Below are 18659 nucleotides of genomic sequence, written 5' to 3' on the forward strand. Positions count from 1 at the left end.
GCGCAATGGCCACCGCGGTGAACCGCGCAATGGCCACCGCGGTGAACCGCGCAATGGCCACCGCGTTCGGGCTGGTGATGGTGGCGGTCTCGGCTGTGCAGGCCGGCGACGCCGCACTGGTGGTGGCCGGGTCGGCGGCGCTGGCAGTGTTGGCGGGCAACGCGTTTGCGCCCTGCGCGACGCTTGCCGTGCTGTTGTCGGGTGCGGTGCTGGTGCTCTCCGACGCGGTGCCGATGCTGGCCGCGTTGTGTGGGCTGACCGCGGCCGGCTACCTGATGCTGCGCCACACATCTGCGGCGACAGCGCCCACAGTGATTGGTGCGGTGGGGTTTACGGCCGTCGGGCTGATAGCGGTCTCGCTGCCCGCCGAGGTGCCGTGGCTGCCGCTGGTGGTGCCGGTCGCGGTGCTGGCGCTGGTGGTGCTTGCCACCCGACCGTTCTGGGCCGACCGATAAACTCCAAACCACACCGGCGCCAGCACTATTGAGCGCAACGCTTAATCTCAGGGAGCAGTACATGCCGTCCGACGTGCGCAAGGCCATCACCGGAGCATCGATCGGCAACGCCGTCGAATGGTTCGACTTCGCGATCTACGGGTTCCTGGCGACGTTCATCGCCGCGAACTTCTTTCCGGAGGGCAACGAAACCGCCGCTCTGCTCAACACATTCGCGATCTTCGCGGCCGCCTTCTTCATGCGGCCGCTCGGCGGATTCGTCTTCGGCCCGCTCGGCGACCGGATCGGGCGCCAGCGGGTCCTGGCGATCGTCATCCTGTTGATGTCGGCGGCGACGGTGGCCATTGGGCTGCTGCCGACCTACGCCTCGATCGGCGTCGCCGCACCGCTGCTGCTTCTGGTGCTGCGCTGCCTGCAGGGGTTCTCAGCAGGCGGTGAGTACGGCGGAGGCGCGGTGTACCTGGCCGAGTTCGCCTCCGACAAGCGCCGCGGGGTGACCGTCACGTTCATGGCGTGGTCCGGAGTGCTGGGCTTCCTGCTCGGCTCGTTGACCGTGACGCTGCTGCAGGCCCTGCTGCCCGCAGCCGCGATGGAGAGCTACGGCTGGCGCATCCCGTTCCTGATCGCCGGGCCGCTGGGCCTGGTCGGCCTCTACATCCGGCTGCGCCTGGACGACACCCCGCAGTTCGCCGAACTGAGTAAGTCCGATCAGGTGGTCAAGTCGCCGTTGCGGGAAGCCGTCACGACCGCGTGGCGGCCCATCCTTCAGGTGATCGGGCTGTTCATCGTGTTCAACGTCGGCTACTACGTGGTGTTCACGTTCTTGCCCAACTACTTCATCCAGACCCTGGAATTCTCCAAGACCAGCGCGTTCGTCTCGATGACGTTGGCCAGCCTGGTTGCGCTGATCCTCATCCTGCCGCTGGCGGCGCTGTCGGACCGCATCGGACGCAAACCGCTTCTCATCGGCGCCTCGGCGGGTTTCGCGGTGCTGGGCTATCCGCTGTTTCTGCTGCTGGACTCGGGCTCGTTGACGGCGGCGGTGATCGCGCACTGCTGCCTGGCCGCGATCGAATCGGTCTACGTGGCGGTGGCGGTGTCGGCCGGCGTCGAGCTGTTCGCCACCACCGTGCGCTACAGCGGCTTCTCCATCGGCTACAACATCTGCGTCGCCGGGTTCGGCGGCACCACACCGTATGTGGTCACCTGGCTGACCGCCGAAACCGCCAACAACGTGGCGCCCGCCTTTTATCTGATCGCAGCGGCGGTCATCTCGCTGGCTGTGGTGTTCACCATGCGCGAGACCGCCGCGCGCCCGCTTCCGCAGACCACCGACCAGCGGATGGCCGCTATCGTGGGGCCATGAAGCTTCAGGTGTTGCCCTTCGTCTCGATCGAGATCGACGACCGTCTTCGCCGCAGGCTGCGCTCGGCAGGCGATCGCTTCCGGGTCCAGATCCGGGCTTACCTGCGCAGCGCAGCCGACGACGTCGACGAGGCCAGCGACCGGGTCCGCGGGCTGTGCGACCGTGCGGTCACCCGCGTCGACACGGTGGTGGCGTCGGTCAACGACAAGATCGCGCCGACCCCCCAGCCGACGCCGCACGCGCCGCCACGCCTACGCGTGGTCGGGGGCCGCGAAGCCAGTTAGGTTCGCGCGCCGCCGGTGCGGCTGCCGAGGAAGAACCCGCCGACCAGGATCACGAGCCCGATGACCGCCACCGGAATTGCCCAGGTACGCCGCTGCGACACCGCCGACTCGCACTGCGCGACGTAGTCGGTGTGCGGGATCAGCTCGTTGAGCACGGGCAGGTTGGCCGGATTGCTGTTGTCCACGTCGCGGGCGGCTGCGTAGTCCGCGGCGATGGCATTACCGCAGCCGATGTCCTGATTGTCGGGTCCGGCTACCGATACGGGTACCAGAAGACCAATGACTCCCACGACCAACACGATCGCGCCCAGCAACAGCACCAAACGTCGCATGTTCATGATCGCTCAATGCCCACTCGGGCCGACGCCGAAACTTGCCCGCGGTCACACCGACTACGCGACCCATCGGCCCATATGGTCTGCTTGTCCGGTGCGCCGGCCGCGGTCTGAAGGGAGTTCGACGCCTTGCTAAGCCACGGTCTGGCCGTAGTTCTCGCGTTGCTCGCCGCGGTGTTCCTGGCGATCGGCATCGTGGTCCGCCAGCGCGCCACCATGGACGTCGCACCCGAGCACGGCGTCAGCAGCGTGATGCTGTTCACCCTGCTGCGCAGGCCATTGTGGTGGGCAGGCACCGCAGCCGCGGTCACCGGGTTCTGCTTCCAGGCGTTCGCGCTGGCGTTCGGTTCGTTGATGCTGGTCCAGCCCATCCTGGTATCCGCGCTGCTGTTCGCGCTGCCACTGAGCGCCCGCCTCGCCGATCGCCGCGTCACCCGAAGTGACTGGCTCTGGGCGTCGGCGCTGACCGCCTCGCTGGCCGTATTCGTCGTGCTGGCCAAGACCCGCCCCGGCGACTACGAAGCATCCGCGCCGCTGATGGTGATCGTGGCGGTGGTGTGCGCGGCGGTCGTGACCGCATGTGTGGTGGTGGCGGTGCGCAATCCGGGCTGGCGCCGTGCTGTGCTGCTGGCCGTCGCCGTCGGCGTGCTGTTCGGTGTCGTCGCGGTGCTCACCAAGGTCGTCATGCACATCCTCACCCACACCGGGCTGCTCGCCGTGATCAGCACACCGATCCCCTACCTGCTCGTGGCGCTGGGTGTCATCGCGGTGTTTTTGCAGCAGTCGGCGTTTCACGCCGGCTCGCTGCAGACCTCGGTGCCGACAATGCTGGTGCTCGAACCCGTCATCGCTGTGGTGCTCGGAGCCGTCGTACTCGGCGAACACATGACCGTGAACGGCGTCAAAGCCGTGGCGATCACGATCGCGGTCGTCGCGATGACGGCGTCGACCATCGCCCTCGGCCGCGAGGAGGGGGCACTGGAAGAAGAGCTCGAGGCCAGCCGAACTAGCCCGGTGGCCGGCCGACCGACCTAGTCCCGCAGACTCAGCCGACTTGTACCGTCGCGACCTGATCCAGACCCGAGATCTCCAGCAATGTCGTGATCGGCCCGTTCGCCGGCACCACCAATGTGAGTTTGCTGCTGGATGCGACCGAAAACAGTTCGCGCAGAGCGGTACTGTCGCAATAGGTGACCTGAACCAGGTCGACGGTGACTGCGGCGTGCTCATCGGCGGCGCGCGCCAGTACCGCAGCGAACTCGTCGATGTTGGCCAAATCGATCTCGCCGGTAGCGGTGACGACCGGTGCCTGCTCGGCGTCGGGGCGGCTCAACCGGAACTGCGAGGTGGTCATGGCGTGCGCGGCGGAGCCGACCCGCAGGGGTAAACACCAGTGCCGCACCAATGTTGGCGCATCGCAACTCCTGAAATCGACCCGCGCTGATTGCCGATTGAACCAATACCACGCGGACGCTCGCGGCGTGGTACCCAAGCCTCAGTTGCCGTCGTCCGGCAATCGAAACGACATCTCCACCGTCGTGCCCGCGGGTGTGCCGTCCAGATCCACCCCATCGCTGACCGCGCGCATCAGCAGCAACCCCCGCCCCCTGGTGCCCGGGTCGGCAGGCGGCGGCTTCCACGAACCATGGTCGGAGACGCTGATGTATACCTCGTGTTCTTCGACGTCGGCTGCCACCCGCATACGGCCGGAATCCCGGTCGCGGTAGGCATGCTCGACCGCGTTCGAACACGCTTCGTTGACCACCAGCACGATGTCGTCGGCCAGCGGCGCAGGAACGCCGTTGCCGTGCAGCCATGCGGCCAGCCGGTGCCGAACCTCGCTGAGCCGGGTCGCTGCGGCTTCGATGTCGATGCGCAGCGGCATGTAGGCGTGCCGGTAGAGCACGATCGCGACGTCGTCGTCGAAACCGTTGTCGGGCATCAGCTTTGCCAGCACCGTGTCCGCGACGGTTTCGATGTGTTGTTCGGTGGTTTCAGCGAGAACGTCGCTGAGGTGGGCGATCTGGTGGTCGATCGCTTCGGCACGCCGCTCGACCAGCCCGTCGGTGTAGAGCATCAGCGTCGAGCCGGGCGTCAGCGTGCGGTCCGCCTGGGGGCGTGGTTCACCGCGCAGCACCGCCAGCGGCACCGAACGCCCGTCGGTCAACAGTTGCGGCGGTGACCCGCCGCAGGCAAGCACCGGCGGCACGTGGCCCGCGCTGCTGTAGCGCACGGACTGAGCTTCGGTGTCGAGCACCGCCACGAACACCGTGGTGCAGAACGCGTCCGGGATCAGATCGGCCACCGAGTCGAGGTGCTCGAGCACCGCCGCGGGCTCCGCGCCCGTCAGCAGCAGCGCCCGCGTGGACGCCCGCAGCTGGCCCATCACCGCCGCCGCCGACAACCCGCGGCCGACACAGTCGCCGACGACCACGCCGATCCGGTGCTCGGCGACCGGCAACACGTCGTAGAAGTCGCCGCCGATCTCCAGCGGCGGAACGGCCGGCTCGTAGCGCACGGCGAAACCGGACGGAAGCGTGGTGGAGGCGAGCATCGAGCGCTGCAGCGTCAGCGACGTCTCCCGGACGCTCTCGAACTGGCGGACATGCTGCATGGCCAGACCCAGATGCCCGACCAGCGCGCTGACCAGTCGCCGGTCCTCGGTGCTGACCACGCGGGGGTTGCGGTGCTCCAGGCAGACCACGACGTCGCGGGTGCTGGACAGCACCGCCGCGAAGCCCCGCGTGGTGCCGGCGCTGGGCGCGGCGCCGACCGGGTTGACGGTCAGCGGCAGCCAGTCGCGGGCGTCCTCGAAGGTGCGACGCCAGTCCGGGTCCAGGTCCTGCCAACTCGCCACGGCGGGCTCACCCGCCACGTGGATCGTCGGGTCGGTTCCGGTCGGGGACCAGATGGCCGCGGTCACCCGCGCGACGTCCAGTGCGGATGCGCACTGCGCCAATGTGATCGACAGCAGCTCGTCGACGTTCTTGGCGAGGCTGACCGCGGTGGCCAGCCTTGCCACCGCGCTGTCGCGTTCGGCCGCCGCCCGCGGAGCGGTGATGTCACGGAGCGTGCCGACATAGGCAGTGCGGTCTGATGCGTGCCCGGTGATGACGTTCATGCTCAGCGCCACCCACCGGCGGCGCCCGTCGCGGTGCTGAATGGCGACCTCGGCCGTGCCCGCACCGCGCCGCGCCACCTCCGCCAGATGTGCGATCGCGGTGTCGGGATCGTCCACCCAGGGATGGGGCATCGGGTAGGGCAGGCCGTTGGCGCCATACCCGGTGATGTCGGTGAACGCGTCGTTGATCTCCATGATGGTGCCGGTGTGGTCGGCGACGAAGAAGCCATCCTGAAGGGAGTTCACCAGCGCGGTGCGAAACTCGTCGCGACCAGCGAGGTAGTCGGCGCGGGCCCGCTGCTGTGCGTAACGCCTTCTGCCGTCGAGGAATCCGCGAGATGCGACATCGAACGCCGCCAGCGACTGCAACAGAAACTGCAGTGCTCTGCCGGAATCGGTATCGCGGTCGGCGGTGCCGGCCAGACGTGAATGGTTTTCGACGATGTCGAGCACGCTCATCTCGTCGCGCAGCGCCTGACGTCCGAGGACGTGTCCGAGCGCCAACGCAGCTTCGTCACCGGTACGCAGGTAGGTTTGCAGCGCCTCGGCGTAGCGGGCGTAGAAGTCGCCGGCGTCGGTCATGGCCCCTCACGCCTATGCACCGTCGGGAACCCACTTCCACATCTCGATCACCGTGCCCGTGTCCGGCCCGCAGTCGACCTGCACTCGGTCCATCAGCCTGCTGGCTCCCGGCAGGCCCAGCCCCAACCCGCGGGCCGTGGAGTAACCATCCTCCATCGCGCGTTCGACGCCGGCGATTCCGGGCCCGTCGTCCTCGGCCTGCACCACCAGCGCCTGCCTGCCGTCGCGGAACTGCACACCGATACGGATCTTCCCGTTCGCCGCGTAACTCATGATGTTACAGGCGATCTCGGCGATAGCGGTGGCGACCGTCGTCGGAGCCGCTGGTCTGGACGACAACGTCAAGCGCCACTCTCACTCCCCGCTCGCCGGGTCCGAACCGCACACCCTCGGATCAGCCGGTCAGCCCTGCGCGGTTCGGCTCGACGGACGGATTCGACATCCAACCTCCCAGCTCTGGCACCGGCTCGGCGTTTACGTACGCACGGGTCTTACCGCGACACTAGCCTGCAGTTAGGTCGGGGAACCGTCGAAGCGTTGATCTGCATTCGGGGGCAAGCGCTAAGCTCTGCGCACTGCCGTCGTCCATGGCGGCGCTCACGAACCGAAGGACCGCTGTGCCAGGTAATGACCCGATCACCGCGTCGGTCTCCCACCAAGATGGGATCGCCGTGGTAGTGGTCGGCGGCGACGTCGACGTGGCCACCGTCAGCACTCTCGAGGAGGCGATCACCGATGCGTTGGGCGCCGAGCCCACCGCGTTGGTGATCGACCTGACCGACGTCGAGTTCCTCGCGTCGGCGGGCCTGCAGACGCTGGTGGCCACCAACGAAGCCGTCATCAAGAACACCGGCTTTGCTGTCGTCGCCAACGGTCCCGCAACCAGCAGGCCAATCCAGTTGACCGGCCTGGACCAGGTCTTCGCCATGTATCCGACGCTGGCGGAGGCGATCGCCGCGCTGAGCGCTGCTTCACAGAACTAGTCGACGCGCGCGGACCCGCAGATTCCACTAAAGTTGCACTTCGCCGGCGGTGATCTTGGTACGCCCTCGGTGCTGGGTCACAACAGAATGGGATCAAACTATGAGGCCAGGCCGTTTGGGGTGCCGTATCGCCTCGGTCGCCGGTGGCGCCGCGGTCGCGGCGACCGTGCTGTTGACCGCGTCGTGCGCCGCCGAAGAGGAATCCACGCCGGAAGACACCACCACGACAACCACGACGACAACCACGTCCACCACGACGACGGCACCGCCCGAGAGCCCGCCGCCGCCCGCCCCGGGCGACCCCGGCCCGCCGACGGAGAAGGCGCCGCGCATCGATCCGGGACCCAACCCGTTCTCGCCGACGGTGAAGGCACCACCTGCGCCGACGGCCATCCCGGGCGATCACTGAGCGTCGATTCGATCGTTCTCGACGGACGCTGACGTCCGTGGGTGCGGGGCGACTCGGCATGCTCGCGCTGCTGGCGGCGAGCATGCTGATGTTCGCCGCCGACCTGCGCCCGTCGGCCCAGCACGACGGCACCATCACCGGGCCCTACGCCCATCTGCTGGCCAGCTCGACCGACCTGGGACCCTCGCAGGACGGCGACGCCCAGCTGACCCTGGCCCTGCACCGCCGTGACCGCCCGGCCGCGGTGTTCGCCTGGGCCGGCCACGCGGGTCTGGCCGTCCGATGGCAGCAGGGCGACAACTGGGCCGTCGTCGAGGGCACGGCGCAGCACCTGGCGCGCGCCTTCGACGTCGAGGTGCGCGACTACCGCGGCCGGCGCGGGCAGGTGTTCTATGCATCCCCGCAACAGCCGCAGCTCCCCGAGGCGCTGCGCGGCGATGTCGCGGCGGTCGGCCGGATCCTCGGCTACATACCGCACCACACCTCGCAGCTGCCGATGGTGCCGCTGGACGTGCCGGACAAGGGGCTGTCGCCGGCCGCGCTGCGCCACGCCTACAACGTCGACCCGCTGACCGCCGACGGCTACACCGGCAAGGGCGTCACGATCGTCTTCTTCGCGTTCGACGGTTTCGAACAGGCCGACCTGGACCTCTTCGCCGACACGTTCGGGCTGCCGCGGTTCACCCCGGAATTGGTCGGCGGCGAACTCGACGCACCGCGCGGCGAAACCACCATGGACCTTCAGGTAGCCCACGCCGTGGCGCCCGATGCGCGCAAGGTCGTCGTCAGCGCCCGACCGACCGTCGCGGGCGACGGCACCTTCGAGAAGGTCGGCCAGATGTTCGCCGAGACCGCCCGCCGCTTCCCCGGCGCGGTGTGGAGCCTGTCGATCGGCTGGGGGTGCGACAAGCTGGTCACCGCCACGGACCTCGCGCCGGTGCGCTCGGCGTTGGCGGCCGCGCAGGCCGACGGCACGACGGCGTTCAACGCCAGCGGCGACCTCGCCGGGTTGGAGTGCAAAGGCGGCGACGAATGGTCCGCGCCGCCCGGGCAGGCCGATATCGGGCTGGACACCGTGGCGTCGCTGCCCGAGATCACCGACGTCGGCGGCACCACGCTGTCCACCGACGCCGACGGCCGCTGGCTGGCCGAACAGGCCTGGTTCGACGTGCCGCTGTCGGTGGGCACCGGCGGCGGGGTCTCGTCGTTGTTCGAGCGGCCCGATTGGCAGCGCGGCGTGCTGCCCGACCAGAACCCCGGCCGCAGGCTGACCCCGGACGTCGCGGCGGTGGCCGACCCGTTCACCGGGGTGCGAATCGTATTCAAACAGACCCAACTCGTCGGCGGCGGCACGTCGCAGTCGGCGCCCATCTGGGCCGGGTTGGCCGCGGTGATGAACCAGTACCTGCTCGCCAACGGCGGACAGGCGCTCGGTGAGCTCAACCCCAAGCTGTATCGCATCGCCGCGGGGGCGGCACTGCCGGCGTTTCGCGACGTGACCCTCGGCGGCAACGCGGTGGCCGACGCCGCCGCGGGTTACGACCTGGTGACCGGGCTCGGCACCCCAGATGTCGACAACCTGGTGCGAAACCTATTGGCGCTCGAGGAGTCCGGCCAATGAGCGACGACGATCAGGTGCCCACCGCCGAGTGCCGGGTGTGTCAGACCGACGTGCCCGCCGGTCAGTACTGCGGGTTGTGCGGATGTCATCTGACCCCGCGCCGCGGTGAGGGACCCGACTGGCTGCGGTTGCGCGATTTCGGTGCCGCGCCCGACGAACACCTGCTGGCGCCGTCGCCGACCAGCTCGCTGTTTCCGCATCTGCCGCAGCGCTCCCGCACCGCGTTTCGGTGGGGCCTGGCGGTCCTGCTGGTGACGCTGGCCGCTTTCACGCTGCTGCGCCTGCCCGCCGCGCTGGTCACCGTGGCCGCACTGGGACTTCCGGTGCTGTTCGTCATCTATTTGTGGGAGTCAGATGCGTTCCGCGACTTCGGTGTTCGCACGTTGGCGCTGACGGCGGTGCTGGGTGTGGGACTGGGCTTGGGTTGGGTGCTGCTGACCGAGGCGACGATCACCCGCTCGTACGAGTCGGGGCTCACCGAGGGTGTCGACTGGGACCGGATGCTGCGTGACGGGATCGCGATACCGCTCGGCGGTGTGCTGCTCATGCTGGCGCCCGCGGTGATCGTGCGGATGCTGCGGCCACCGACGCGAGAAGCGTTGGACGGCTTTGTCGTTGGCGCGCTCGGGGCGCTGTCGTTCACCGCTGCGTCGACATTGGCGCACCTGGCGCCGCAGTTCGGGACGGGCGTGGTGAGCAGGCAGCCGATGCAGAGCCTGCTGGTGGAAGCCGGCATCAGGGGCGTGGCCGAACCCGTGACGGCGGCGGCTGCGGGCGGGTTGATCGGTGCGGCGCTGTGGTTTCGGCGTCCGCCGAGCAAGCAGCAGCAGCGCCCGATGCTGGTGCGCGGTGTGCTCGTCGGGTTCGCGGTCGCGGTGCTGACGGTGTGTCTGGCGCTCGGGGTGGTCGATGCGGCCGCGCCGGCCCAGTTGCTCTTGTTGGCGATGCATCTGCTGTTGGCGGGTGTCGCGTTGTTCCTGTTGCGCGTCGGTCTGCATCTGGCGTTGCTGCACGAAGCGCACGACGAAATCCAGGCCGACGAACCGCTGCTGTGCCCGCACTGCGGCCATGTGGTGCCCGATATGGCGTTCTGTCCGGCGTGCGGGGTGGCGACCAGGGCGTCGTCGCGGTCGTCGCGCAGATCCCGACGGACGATGCGGCCGGTGCGTGAGCCATGAGCGCGCCGACGGATTTCTTTCCGGGATACGCGGTTCCGGTCGGCACTTACGCGGCGCCCGCGCCGCGGCGGACGTCGCGGCGACGGCTAGTGGTGACCTGGCTGCTGGCGATCGTCGTGGTGGCCGCCGCCCTGGTGGCGTGGTCGGCGACCATCAGCAAACCCCCGGCGCGCTACGCCTGTCCGCCCGACTGTGGACGCCCGCCCACCGGTACGCCCGTCGAGGTCAACCCACGTTTCACCGCGGCCGACGGGGCGTTTTCGGTGAGCCACCCGACGCCGAGTTCGGCGTATCGCATCACCACCCAACCCAACGGGGTGACTGCGCAGTTTCTGGCAGGCGACGGCGGCACCATGCGGTTGTTCGGTCAGCCTGCGGGCGACCGTTCGGCCGAAGACATCGCCAAGGCGGTGGTGCAGAAGGCCTTCCCCGATACCCGCACCGTGTATGAGATTCCGAACGCGATGGTCGGTTACCAATCGGGCTACGGCGAGGTGGCCGACTGCTGGCCGCAGGGCGCCAACACCAGCTACTCGAGGATGCGGGTGATGGTGATGGTCGCGGTGAAGAACGATCTCGCGCTGGTGGCCGCGGCGGTGGGCCCCTACCACGAGTTCGGCCCTGACTTCGGGTTCGGCAAGCCGTCGGGCGCCAACCTCCAAATCGCTTTGGATATGGGCAAATACGTCAACAGCTTCAGTTGGCGAGGGGACCCCTCGCGGTAGGCGGTGTTGGGGCGCCGAAAGGTACGATTTGGTGGATTCGCCCGACCGGAACCGACCAAAACGTCGGTTTCGGCGGGCTTCGGTGTTGATCCGCTGTCTCAGGCCGGGGCCATCACCTTGGCGGCGGCCTGCTCGGGCATCGGCTCGTAGCGGGCGAAGGCCCTGGTGAACGTCCCGGCGCCGTGGGCCATCGAGCGCAGGTCGATCGCGTACCGGGTGAGCTCCACCTCGGGGATCTCCGCCTTGACCAGCGTCCGGTCCTCGCCGACCTTCTCGGTGCCCAGCACCCGCCCGCGTCGACCCGCCAGATCGCCCATCACGGTGCCCACCAGGTCGTCGGGCACCAGCACCGACACCTCGTCGACCGGTTCCAGCAGGTTCACCTTGGTGGCCGCGGCGGCTTCCCGCAACGCCAGCGCGCCGGCCATCTGAAACGCGAAGTCGGAAGAGTCCACGCTGTGCGCCTTGCCGTCGAACAGCGTGACCCGGATGTCGACGACGGGATAGCCGGCGCCCACTCCCTTTTCCATCTGCGCCCGGACCCCTTTCTCGACGCTGGGGATGAACTGGCGCGGCACGGCGCCGCCGACCACCTTGTCGACGAACTCGAAGCCCGACCCCTCCGGCAGCGGTTGCACCTCGATGTCACACACCGCGTACTGCCCGTGCCCGCCGGACTGCTTGACGTGTCGGCCATGGCCTTTGGCCTTGCCGCCGAACGTTTCCCGCAACGGCACCCGTAACTCGACGGTGTCGACCGCCACCCCGTAGCGGCGCTGCAACCCGTCGAGCACCACCCCGGAATGGGCTTCACCCATGGTCCACAACACGATCTGATGGGTTTCGCGGTTCTGCTCGATGCGCAGCGTCGGATCCTCTGCCGCCAACCGCTGCAATCCGACCGACAGCTTGTCTTCGTCGGTCTTGGCGCGCGGCTCCACCGCGACCGGCAACAGCGGTTCTGGCATGGTCCACGGCTTGAGCACCAGCGGATCGGCCTTGTCCGACAACGTATCTCCGGTCTCGGCGCGACTCAACCGGCCGATCGCGCAGATGTCGCCCGCCACCACGGACGGCGCGGGACGCTGTTGCTTGCCCAGCGGAAACGACAGCGTGCCGATGCGCTCGTCCTCGTCGTGATCCTCGTGGACGTTGGATCCGTTGTGGGCCGGCGCGCCGAAGAACGACGTGAAGTGACCCGAAACATGCACCGTCGCATCCGGATTGATGGTGCCCGAGAACACCCGCACCAGGCTGACCCGGCCGACGTACGGGTCCGAGGTGGTCTTGACGACCTCGGCCAGCAACGGACCCTGAGGGTCACACGCCAGACCGTCCCGCGCCTTGCCCTGCGGCGTGAACACCTCGGGCAGCCGATGTTCGGGTGGTGACGGGAAGGCGCTGGTGATGATCTCCAACAGTTCCAGGGTGCCGACGCCGGTGCCGCTGCAGGCCGGTATCACCGGAAAGAACGACCCGCGCGCGACGGCCTTTTCGAGATCGTCGATCAACACCGACTGGTCGATCTGTTCGCCGCCGAGGTAGCGCTCCATGAGCGTTTCGTCCTCGGACTCCTCGATGATCCCCTCGATCAGCGTGCCGCGCATCTCCTCGATCGCCTCGGCGTAGGAGGCGTCGGGCGCATGGGTGGCGGTGCGCTTGCCGTCGCCGTACTCGTAGTGCGTCTGCGACAGCAACCCGATCAACCCGGTGCATGGTCCGCCGGCGGTGCCGGCAATTGAACCGGAGTCGGCAGGCAGGTACAGCGGCAGCACCTTGTCCCCGAACGCCTGCTGGGTGGCGTCCAGCGCGGCGTCGTAGTCGGCGCGGGCGTGGTCGAGTTTGGTGATCACCACCGCGCGCGGCATGCCGACCTGGCTGCACTCTTGCCACAGCGATTTCGTCGGCTCGTCGACCTGCTCGTTGGCTGCGATCACGAACAGCGCGCAGTCGGCGGCGCGCAGTCCCGCCCGCAGTTCCCCGACGAAGTCGGCGTAGCCGGGAGTGTCGATGAGGTTGACCTTGACCCCGTCGTGTTGCAGTGACGCCAGCGCGAGCCCGACCGAACGCTGCTGGGAGATCTCGGCCTCGTCGAAGTCGCACACCGTGGTGCCGTCGACCACTGAACCGGGTCGGTTGATCACCCCGGAGGCGACCAGAAGAGATTCGACGAGTGTGGTCTTGCCGCCACCCGATGGTCCCACCAGCACCACGTTTCGGATGGCGGCCGGACTGTCCGCGGTGGGGGCGGCTCCGGCACCACCAGAAGTTGTCGTTTTGTCAGCCATGGCGTCGCCTCCTGACGGTGGTGCCTCCCACCATTCCCCGAACCGACACCGAGCACAAGGGATTCGGCGAGGTTTGACCAAGTCACGCGTGCCAGCACACCCATCGGTCGACGGCGACGGTCACCACCGGCCCGTCCAACGCAATCCGCTCGTACTGAACGTATTTGCTGCGCAGCAAGGCATAGCCGACGGCGCGGGCCGCACCGCTGTGATGCACCTCGGCCAGCCCGTCGGCGCGCACCCACCACAGCTGCGTCCAGTCGTCGTCGTAGTGATCGACGATCAGGCTCACCCGCGGGTTGGCCTCGATGTTGGCTAGCCGCCGCAGCCGTTGGGTGGATTTTCGTTTGGCGTCGACGGCGGTGTAGACGACGCCGTTGTGCACACCGAAGACCACGGGCACCAGGTGCGGGGCACCGTCCGCCCCGACGGTGCCCAGGGTCGCCACTGACGCTTGAGCGAACCTGGCCACGGCCTCCGAGTCGGCCATGGGGTCCAGCTTATTCACGGCCGATTCGGCGCGACGCTGATCGGCCGGCGGGTCTCCTTGGTGCGGGTCACCCCGAACTCGGGTTCCTTGGTGGCCCGCGTCGACGGTGGCTCCTCGGCCGTCTGCGCGGGTGCGGTGACGATGGGTTCCGCGGTGATCTCGGCGGGCGGTTCGGCCGGCGGCGGTGGCGCTTCGGCCGGCGCGGGCGGTGGCGGCGCGGGCGCCGACGTTTCGACGCTGGTCGCCGCGGGCGTGGATGCGGCGGTGCGCGGTGCGCTGGGAGCGGGAGTCGCGGTGGGTTCTTCGGTGTCGGTGCCGGACCCGTCGAACACCAGCAGCACCCCCGAGACGACGATGGCCGCCGACGCGGCAGCGACAGCGATCCCCGCGGTCAGTGTCAGCCTGCGCCGATACCACGGCGCGGGTGCGGGTTCGAAGCGCCAGGTGTCCGGATCGAATGCGTCGAACGCCCCCGCTCCTTCGCGCTCAGCCATCCCCCGATGCTAACGCCGGCGTACCAGCGCCGACGTTGGCCGCGATAGGGTGCCATCGCGCTTCCCGACCACCGGAAGGTTGGCCACGATATGAAGTTCCACCTGGCGGCCCTGGCCGCCGCCGCGGTCCTGCTCGCAGGCGCGGTCGCCTGCGCCGCACCGGAGGAAGAGAGCGCAGGACAGGAAACCCAGCCCGGCGTCAACGCCGGTGAGGCCACCTCCGCGGCGGACTTCGGCGGCATGGACGGGCTCATCGCAGCCGCCAAAGCCGAAGGCGAGCTGAATGTCATTGCGCTGCCGCCGGATTGGGCCAACTACGGCACCATCATCGAGACGTTCTCCGACAAGTACGGCATCAGGGTGAACTCGGCGCAGCCGCACGCCTCCAGCCAGGAGGAAATCGACGCCGCCGCCCAGCAGAAGGGCACAAACACCGCGCCCGACGTCTTCGACCTCGGCCAGTCGGTCGCGCTGGCCAACACCGACATGTTCGCGCCGTACCGGGTCGCCACGTTCGACGACATCCCGGCGGCCTTCAAGGACCGCGAGGGCAGGTGGGTCAACGACTACGGCGGCTACATGTCGATCGGCTACGACTCCGCCAAGGTGCCCGAGGTCACCAGCGTCGACGACCTGCTCAAACCGGAGTTCCGCGGCGCGGTCGCGCTCAACGGTGACCCCACCCAGGCCGGCGCGGCCTACTCCGGGGTGCTGATGGTCGCCCTGTCGCAGGGCGGTTCGGTCGACGACATCGCGCCGGGCGTCGAGTTTTTCCGAAAGCTCAGCGAGGCGGGCAATTTCCTGCCGGTCAACCCGACGCCGGCGACCATCGAATCCGGTGAGACGCCGGTGGCGATCGACTGGAACTATCTGAACGCCACGCAGACCCAGAAGCTGCCGTCGTGGCGGGTGTTCGTGCCACCCGAGTACGCGGTGGCCGGCTTCTACTACCAGGCCATCAACAAGGACGCGCCGCATCCGGCCGCGGCCCGGCTCTGGCAGGAGTTCCTCTACAGCGACGAGGGCCAGAACCTGTTCGCCGCAGGCGGTGTCCGGCCGGTGCGCGCCGACAACATGATGACCGACGGCACCCTCGACGAGGCCGCGGCCGCCAGCCTGCCGGTCATCGACGGCCCGGTCACGGTGCCGAGCCCCGATCAGACCGAGCAGGCCACGGCGTACCTGTCCGCGCATTGGGCCGCCGCGATCGGCTGACCGTCGGCGTCGACTGTCCGGTGTACTTGCGGTGGCCGGCGGATCACAATTAGCCCGTCATCAGCGGCGAATGCTTGCGCGCGCGCAACCGCTGTGGGTATCACAGAGGTATGACTCAGGGCGCCGGGGGCCACATCAGGGCCAAAGTCCTGGCATCGTCCTCGGGTTCGCCGGCTGCCGTGGCGAACGCGGCCATCGCCGCGCCGACCGCGGTGCGCTCACCGGGCGTCATCGTCGACAGCACCCGCTCGATCTCTTTGCGCCGCCGTCTGGTCACCTTGTCGACCAGTCGACGCCCGGCCGGGGTCAGGGTCAACGTGATGTTGCGCCGGTCGACGGTGGATTCGCGCCGGTCGAGCAGGCCGGCGTGGATGAGCCGATCACAGGTGCGGCTGGCGTTCGACGGGTTGACCCCGAGCCCGGCAGCGACCGCCCCGAGGTTCAGCGGCCCGCGTGTGTGCACCATCACCAGCACGCGCAGTTGCGGCACGGTGACGACTTCCTCGATTCCGGCCAGCGACGTCGCGACGATGCCGACGATCGCGCGGGAGGCCCGCAACACCTCGTCGACCTGGCTGGTCGACGCATCCTCGCCGCTGTGCACTGAAGTCATACCGAGAATCCTGCCGACAAGGGTTGCGCCGCCGCAACCGGGAACGGCAGCCACGACTTCCAGGTCATGGTAGGACCGCCGTGCGCAGCCAGGCGACGTCACGCGCGCTGTGCGCGGTGGGTGCGATGGTGCTGATCACGGTCACCGGCTGCACGCATGGCCCCTCGGGTCCAGCGTCGGGTTCACCCGAGGGGTCACCCGCCGGTTCACCCGGTCAGGCCACCGCTGTGGAGCACGCCTACATCGTCCCGCAGTTCATCCCCGGCAGGTGTTCGATATCGGTGGGCGGACAGGCCGACCTGCGGTTCACCGTCACCAACAACCGGCCGAGCGGAATCGAGCGGCTGCTCGACATCTCCACCGCCGCCGCCGACACCGTGCAGTACTCCTCGGAGGAGCCCGTCGAGATCGGGCCCGGCGCCTCGGTGGCGTTCGGGCAGCGTCAGGTGCAACCCGTGGGCGCCAATCGGTTCGCGATCCCCGCGATCGAACTGCAGGGGTTGAACGCCGACGCGCGGCCCGGCACGTCGGTCGACGTGACGTTCGGGTTCGAGCGGCTCGGTGACGTCGACGTCCGGGTGCCGATTCAGCCGTGCCGGTCCGAGGCATGACCCGGTCAACCACCACGATGATCACGGCGGCCGCAGCCGTCCTGACGCTGGCGCTCGGCGGATGCGCCGAACCGGCGGCGCCCACCGGCACGGCGCCGGTGACCAGCTCGGCGGACAGTCAACCGCTGGGCGCCGCGACCGAACGCAGCGGCGCCGCACCGTCACTGACCGCCGACGACGTGATCCGCGCGCTCACCCGCGCGGGGTTGACCGCACCGCACCCGTTGGACACCACCGCCCAGGAGTGCGGCGTCGCGCAGTGCGAACAGTCCGTCGTCACCGACACGGTGCGGGTCAAATCGTTCGCGACCGCAGGGCAGGCGATGCGTCACGCGGTGACGCGTGGTCTCAAACACGTTGGGCCGGTGGCAGTTTCGTTCCCACCGCATATGCCGCAGGCCGAGCGGCAGCGGTACTGGTCGGTGATCACCGCGTTGGTGCGCTGAGCTAGCTAGACGTCCTGGACCGGTTCGATGCCCAGATCCCGGTAGCTGACCAGCGCGACGAACGGGACACCGCGCTTGGCGAAGCGGCCGGCCGCGACGTCGCCGCGGTCCACCATCGGGATGACCCCGGCGACGACGGCGCCCGCGGCGGTCACCCGGTCAAACGCGATCTCGGTGGATCCGCCGGTGCTGATCACATCGTCGACGAGCAGCACGCGGGTGCCCGGCTGCAGCCGGGTGCCTTCGATCCACTGCTCGCGGCCCCGCTGCTTCTGCTCCTTGCGTACCGAGAACCACGCCTTGCCGGTCACCATCGCGACCCCGTGCGCCAACGGGTCGGCACCCATCGTGAGCCCGCCCACCGCGTCGAACTCGATACCGTGCCCGGCGGCCAGATCGGCGACCGCGCGGCTGACGATCGTCAACCGCTCGCCGGTGTCGATCGCGTACTTACCGTCGATGTAGTCGTGGCTGAGCTGACCGCTGGCCAGCCTGAACGGCTCGGCGCGGTGCTCGTAGCCGCGGGTCTTGATGAGGTCGAACGCCGCTTGCCAGGTGTCGGGACGCCAGGACATACCGGTGATGGTATTTCAGGGCTGCCGGGCCCGACGCGTCAACTCCACGGCGGCCGCACGCAATTCGCCTACCGAATCGATCGGGGCGGCGTAGCCGATGCGGGTGTAGGCCATCCCGCGTTCGGTGGTGAGCCGCAAGTCGAGGCCGTAGCGGTCGGCGCCCGTGCAGGTCGCAGCCGTGGTGTCCGGGTAGCCGCCCAACGCCTGAGCCATCGCGACCAGCGTGTCGGCGTGGTCGGCGTTGAGGTGGGCGACGGCGCCGGCCGCGTGCGGCGCGACGGGATCAGGTTCGGCCGCGGCGTAGGCCGCACCGGTCGCCGAGTCCATCCGCCCGTAGCCGCCGACCCAGCGGACCCGGCTGACCCGCAGCACCCACAGCGTGAAGTCGCTGTAGTCGATGTAGTACTTCGCCGACGCGACGGCAGACAGGTGCGCTTCGCGGGCCGCGGCCCGTTCCTCGCCGGTCGGCGCCTCGGCGACACCCGCCAGCGTGACGCGACCGCTGGCCAGCGGGTCGGATTCGGCGTCGGGCGCGACGATCGCGATGCTCGCCCTCGGATCGTGGCCGAGGTTGCGGCCGTGCTCGGCGAGGTTGGAGACACACAGCACCGGGGCGCCGTCGAGCAGACCGTACGTCACGAACGACGCCCACGGATCGCCGTCGACGGTCAGCGTCGCCAGGGTGCCGGCGTTGGTGGATGCGGCGATGGTGCGCGCCTCCTCGGCCGCCGAAGGACGCGCGGAGTTCACGACTTTGGTCAGCGGAGGCGGGACCGAGGGAGCGTCACCCGGATCGCCATGATCACGAAGGGCCACGCCGGTACCCTACCGCCGTCGCGGCAGTCCACCGCCGGCCCGATTCGTTTTT

At 68.9% G+C, this 18659-nt stretch carries 21 protein-coding genes and 1 pseudogene; 12 read left to right on the plus strand and 10 right to left on the minus strand.

What is annotated here, in order from left to right; translation table 11 throughout:
* The first annotated feature begins 29 nt into the window (after nucleotides 1-29).
* The 3 genes from ABQE44_RS12625 (at nucleotide 30) to ABQE44_RS12635 (ending at nucleotide 2105) form a co-directional block, all read left to right on the plus strand.
* Nucleotides 30-455 carry a hypothetical protein gene (locus tag ABQE44_RS12625; RefSeq protein ID WP_448430222.1) on the plus strand — a complete coding sequence of 142 codons (426 nt, stop codon included), beginning with the start codon at nucleotides 30-32 and terminating at the stop codon, nucleotides 453-455.
* Nucleotides 456-516: 61 nt separating this feature from the next.
* On the plus strand, nucleotides 517-1821 hold the full coding sequence (locus ABQE44_RS12630) for an MFS transporter (protein ID WP_448430068.1): 1305 nt from the start codon (nucleotides 517-519) through the stop codon (nucleotides 1819-1821).
* Nucleotides 1818-2105, plus strand: a complete 288-nt coding sequence (locus ABQE44_RS12635) for a hypothetical protein (RefSeq protein WP_448391687.1) — start codon at nucleotides 1818-1820, stop codon at nucleotides 2103-2105. Before ABQE44_RS12630 ends, ABQE44_RS12635 begins: the two co-directional genes overlap by 4 nt.
* Here ABQE44_RS12635 and ABQE44_RS12640 read toward each other — a convergent pair.
* Nucleotides 2102-2443 carry an aminopeptidase gene (locus ABQE44_RS12640; protein WP_448391688.1) on the minus strand — a complete coding sequence of 114 codons (342 nt, stop codon included), beginning with the start codon at nucleotides 2441-2443 and terminating at the stop codon, nucleotides 2102-2104. The two genes, ABQE44_RS12635 and ABQE44_RS12640, sit on opposite strands and share 4 nt — an antisense overlap.
* 126 nt (nucleotides 2444-2569) lie before the next feature.
* Between ABQE44_RS12640 and ABQE44_RS12645 the strand changes: the two genes are divergently transcribed.
* Nucleotides 2570-3475, plus strand: a complete 906-nt coding sequence (locus ABQE44_RS12645; RefSeq protein WP_448391689.1) for a DMT family transporter — start codon at nucleotides 2570-2572, stop codon at nucleotides 3473-3475.
* 10 nt (nucleotides 3476-3485) lie between these two features.
* Here ABQE44_RS12645 and ABQE44_RS12650 read toward each other — a convergent pair whose 3' ends face one another.
* The 3 genes and pseudogenes from ABQE44_RS12650 to ABQE44_RS12660 all read right to left on the minus strand — a co-directional run.
* Complete coding sequence (locus ABQE44_RS12650) at nucleotides 3486-3794, minus strand: STAS domain-containing protein (RefSeq protein WP_448391690.1); 309 nt, start codon at nucleotides 3792-3794, stop codon at nucleotides 3486-3488.
* A 141-nt stretch (nucleotides 3795-3935) separates the two neighbouring features.
* Nucleotides 3936-6143 carry a SpoIIE family protein phosphatase gene (locus ABQE44_RS12655; RefSeq protein ID WP_448430070.1) on the minus strand — a complete coding sequence of 736 codons (2208 nt, stop codon included), beginning with the start codon at nucleotides 6141-6143 and terminating at the stop codon, nucleotides 3936-3938.
* Nucleotides 6144-6155: 12 nt separating this feature from the next.
* Nucleotides 6156-6458: pseudogene (locus ABQE44_RS12660) on the minus strand (ATP-binding protein); the annotation flags it as partial.
* A gap of 272 nt (nucleotides 6459-6730) precedes the next feature.
* On the opposite strand from ABQE44_RS12660, the gene ABQE44_RS12665 reads away from it, so the two are divergent.
* The 5 genes from ABQE44_RS12665 to ABQE44_RS12685 all read left to right on the plus strand — a co-directional run bounded on the left by ABQE44_RS12665 (nucleotide 6731) and on the right by ABQE44_RS12685 (nucleotide 11059).
* Entirely contained in the window at nucleotides 6731-7126 is a 396-nt protein-coding gene (locus ABQE44_RS12665) for an STAS domain-containing protein (RefSeq protein WP_448391692.1), read from the plus strand.
* A 100-nt stretch (nucleotides 7127-7226) separates the two neighbouring features.
* Nucleotides 7227-7535: a hypothetical protein gene (locus tag ABQE44_RS12670; protein ID WP_448391693.1), complete on the plus strand. Its 309-nt coding sequence runs from the start codon at nucleotides 7227-7229 to the stop codon at nucleotides 7533-7535.
* Between the two features lie 58 nt (nucleotides 7536-7593).
* Nucleotides 7594-9156, plus strand: a complete 1563-nt coding sequence (locus ABQE44_RS12675; RefSeq protein ID WP_448392021.1) for a S53 family peptidase — start codon at nucleotides 7594-7596, stop codon at nucleotides 9154-9156.
* Nucleotides 9153-10334 carry a zinc ribbon domain-containing protein gene (locus ABQE44_RS12680; RefSeq protein ID WP_448391694.1) on the plus strand — a complete coding sequence of 394 codons (1182 nt, stop codon included), beginning with the start codon at nucleotides 9153-9155 and terminating at the stop codon, nucleotides 10332-10334. The genes ABQE44_RS12675 and ABQE44_RS12680 overlap by 4 nt, the downstream gene beginning before the upstream one ends.
* Nucleotides 10331-11059, plus strand: coding sequence for a hypothetical protein (locus ABQE44_RS12685; protein ID WP_448391695.1), 729 nt, complete (start codon nucleotides 10331-10333; stop codon nucleotides 11057-11059). The genes ABQE44_RS12680 and ABQE44_RS12685 overlap by 4 nt, the downstream gene beginning before the upstream one ends.
* A 98-nt stretch (nucleotides 11060-11157) precedes the next feature.
* Here ABQE44_RS12685 and ABQE44_RS12690 read toward each other — a convergent pair whose 3' ends face one another.
* The 3 genes from ABQE44_RS12690 to ABQE44_RS12700 form a co-directional block, all read right to left on the minus strand.
* Nucleotides 11158-13347 (minus strand): elongation factor G-like protein EF-G2, encoded by a 2190-nt coding sequence (locus ABQE44_RS12690; protein WP_448430072.1) that lies wholly within the window; start codon nucleotides 13345-13347, stop codon nucleotides 11158-11160.
* A gap of 82 nt (nucleotides 13348-13429) precedes the next feature.
* Nucleotides 13430-13837 (minus strand): TIGR03668 family PPOX class F420-dependent oxidoreductase, encoded by a 408-nt coding sequence (locus ABQE44_RS12695; protein ID WP_448391697.1) that lies wholly within the window; start codon nucleotides 13835-13837, stop codon nucleotides 13430-13432.
* A 14-nt stretch (nucleotides 13838-13851) separates the two neighbouring features.
* On the minus strand, nucleotides 13852-14331 hold the full coding sequence (locus ABQE44_RS12700) for a hypothetical protein (RefSeq protein ID WP_448391698.1): 480 nt from the start codon (nucleotides 14329-14331) through the stop codon (nucleotides 13852-13854).
* A gap of 90 nt (nucleotides 14332-14421) precedes the next feature.
* Here ABQE44_RS12700 and ABQE44_RS12705 point away from each other — a divergent pair, with 90 nt between their 5' ends.
* Complete coding sequence (locus ABQE44_RS12705) at nucleotides 14422-15546, plus strand: ABC transporter substrate-binding protein (RefSeq protein ID WP_448430074.1); 1125 nt, start codon at nucleotides 14422-14424, stop codon at nucleotides 15544-15546.
* Between the two features lie 115 nt (nucleotides 15547-15661).
* Here ABQE44_RS12705 and ABQE44_RS12710 read toward each other — a convergent pair whose 3' ends face one another.
* Nucleotides 15662-16159, minus strand: coding sequence for a MarR family winged helix-turn-helix transcriptional regulator (locus tag ABQE44_RS12710; protein ID WP_448392022.1), 498 nt, complete (start codon nucleotides 16157-16159; stop codon nucleotides 15662-15664).
* A gap of 80 nt (nucleotides 16160-16239) precedes the next feature.
* Here ABQE44_RS12710 and ABQE44_RS12715 point away from each other — a divergent pair, with 80 nt between their 5' ends.
* Together ABQE44_RS12715 and ABQE44_RS12720 are read left to right on the plus strand one after the other, a co-directional pair.
* Nucleotides 16240-16770, plus strand: coding sequence for a copper chaperone PCu(A)C domain-containing protein (locus tag ABQE44_RS12715; RefSeq protein ID WP_448391700.1), 531 nt, complete (start codon nucleotides 16240-16242; stop codon nucleotides 16768-16770).
* Nucleotides 16767-17216, plus strand: a complete 450-nt coding sequence (locus tag ABQE44_RS12720; protein ID WP_448430076.1) for a hypothetical protein — start codon at nucleotides 16767-16769, stop codon at nucleotides 17214-17216. Before ABQE44_RS12715 ends, ABQE44_RS12720 begins: the two co-directional genes overlap by 4 nt.
* A 5-nt stretch (nucleotides 17217-17221) precedes the next feature.
* Here ABQE44_RS12720 and pyrE read toward each other — a convergent pair whose 3' ends face one another.
* The gene (gene pyrE, locus ABQE44_RS12725) at nucleotides 17222-17791 is read right to left on the minus strand and encodes an orotate phosphoribosyltransferase (RefSeq protein ID WP_448430078.1); all 570 of its coding nucleotides are present in this window, start codon (nucleotides 17789-17791) and stop codon (nucleotides 17222-17224) included.
* Nucleotides 17792-17806: 15 nt separating this feature from the next.
* Nucleotides 17807-18607, minus strand: a complete 801-nt coding sequence (locus tag ABQE44_RS12730; RefSeq protein ID WP_448391703.1) for a HugZ family pyridoxamine 5'-phosphate oxidase — start codon at nucleotides 18605-18607, stop codon at nucleotides 17807-17809.
* Between the last annotated feature and the right edge of the window lie 52 nt (nucleotides 18608-18659).

Source organism: Mycolicibacterium sp. XJ2546 (genome assembly GCF_053483195.1).

What these genes read in the sequence shown, in the direction of transcription:
- ABQE44_RS12625 (WP_448430222.1), top strand. Translation starts at nt 30, where the DNA reads ATGGCCACCGCGGTGAACCGCGCAATGGCCACCGCGTTCGGGCTGGTG.
- ABQE44_RS12630 (WP_448430068.1), top strand. Translation starts at nt 517, where the DNA reads ATGCCGTCCGACGTGCGCAAGGCCATCACCGGAGCATCGATCGGCAAC.
- ABQE44_RS12635 (WP_448391687.1), top strand. Translation starts at nt 1,818, where the DNA reads ATGAAGCTTCAGGTGTTGCCCTTCGTCTCGATCGAGATCGACGACCGT.
- ABQE44_RS12640 (WP_448391688.1), bottom strand. Translation starts at nt 2,443, where the DNA reads ATGAACATGCGACGTTTGGTGCTGTTGCTGGGCGCGATCGTGTTGGTC.
- ABQE44_RS12650 (WP_448391690.1), bottom strand. Translation starts at nt 3,794, where the DNA reads ATGACCACCTCGCAGTTCCGGTTGAGCCGCCCCGACGCCGAGCAGGCA.
- ABQE44_RS12655 (WP_448430070.1), bottom strand. Translation starts at nt 6,143, where the DNA reads ATGACCGACGCCGGCGACTTCTACGCCCGCTACGCCGAGGCGCTGCAA.
- ABQE44_RS12665 (WP_448391692.1), top strand. Translation starts at nt 6,731, where the DNA reads ATGGCGGCGCTCACGAACCGAAGGACCGCTGTGCCAGGTAATGACCCG.
- ABQE44_RS12670 (WP_448391693.1), top strand. Translation starts at nt 7,227, where the DNA reads ATGAGGCCAGGCCGTTTGGGGTGCCGTATCGCCTCGGTCGCCGGTGGC.
- ABQE44_RS12675 (WP_448392021.1), top strand. Translation starts at nt 7,594, where the DNA reads ATGCTCGCGCTGCTGGCGGCGAGCATGCTGATGTTCGCCGCCGACCTG.
- ABQE44_RS12680 (WP_448391694.1), top strand. Translation starts at nt 9,153, where the DNA reads ATGAGCGACGACGATCAGGTGCCCACCGCCGAGTGCCGGGTGTGTCAG.
- ABQE44_RS12685 (WP_448391695.1), top strand. Translation starts at nt 10,331, where the DNA reads ATGAGCGCGCCGACGGATTTCTTTCCGGGATACGCGGTTCCGGTCGGC.
- ABQE44_RS12690 (WP_448430072.1), bottom strand. Translation starts at nt 13,347, where the DNA reads ATGGCTGACAAAACGACAACTTCTGGTGGTGCCGGAGCCGCCCCCACC.
- ABQE44_RS12695 (WP_448391697.1), bottom strand. Translation starts at nt 13,837, where the DNA reads ATGGCCGACTCGGAGGCCGTGGCCAGGTTCGCTCAAGCGTCAGTGGCG.
- ABQE44_RS12700 (WP_448391698.1), bottom strand. Translation starts at nt 14,331, where the DNA reads ATGGCTGAGCGCGAAGGAGCGGGGGCGTTCGACGCATTCGATCCGGAC.
- ABQE44_RS12705 (WP_448430074.1), top strand. Translation starts at nt 14,422, where the DNA reads ATGAAGTTCCACCTGGCGGCCCTGGCCGCCGCCGCGGTCCTGCTCGCA.
- ABQE44_RS12710 (WP_448392022.1), bottom strand. Translation starts at nt 16,159, where the DNA reads ATGACTTCAGTGCACAGCGGCGAGGATGCGTCGACCAGCCAGGTCGAC.
- ABQE44_RS12720 (WP_448430076.1), top strand. Translation starts at nt 16,767, where the DNA reads ATGACCCGGTCAACCACCACGATGATCACGGCGGCCGCAGCCGTCCTG.
- pyrE (WP_448430078.1), bottom strand. Translation starts at nt 17,791, where the DNA reads ATGTCCTGGCGTCCCGACACCTGGCAAGCGGCGTTCGACCTCATCAAG.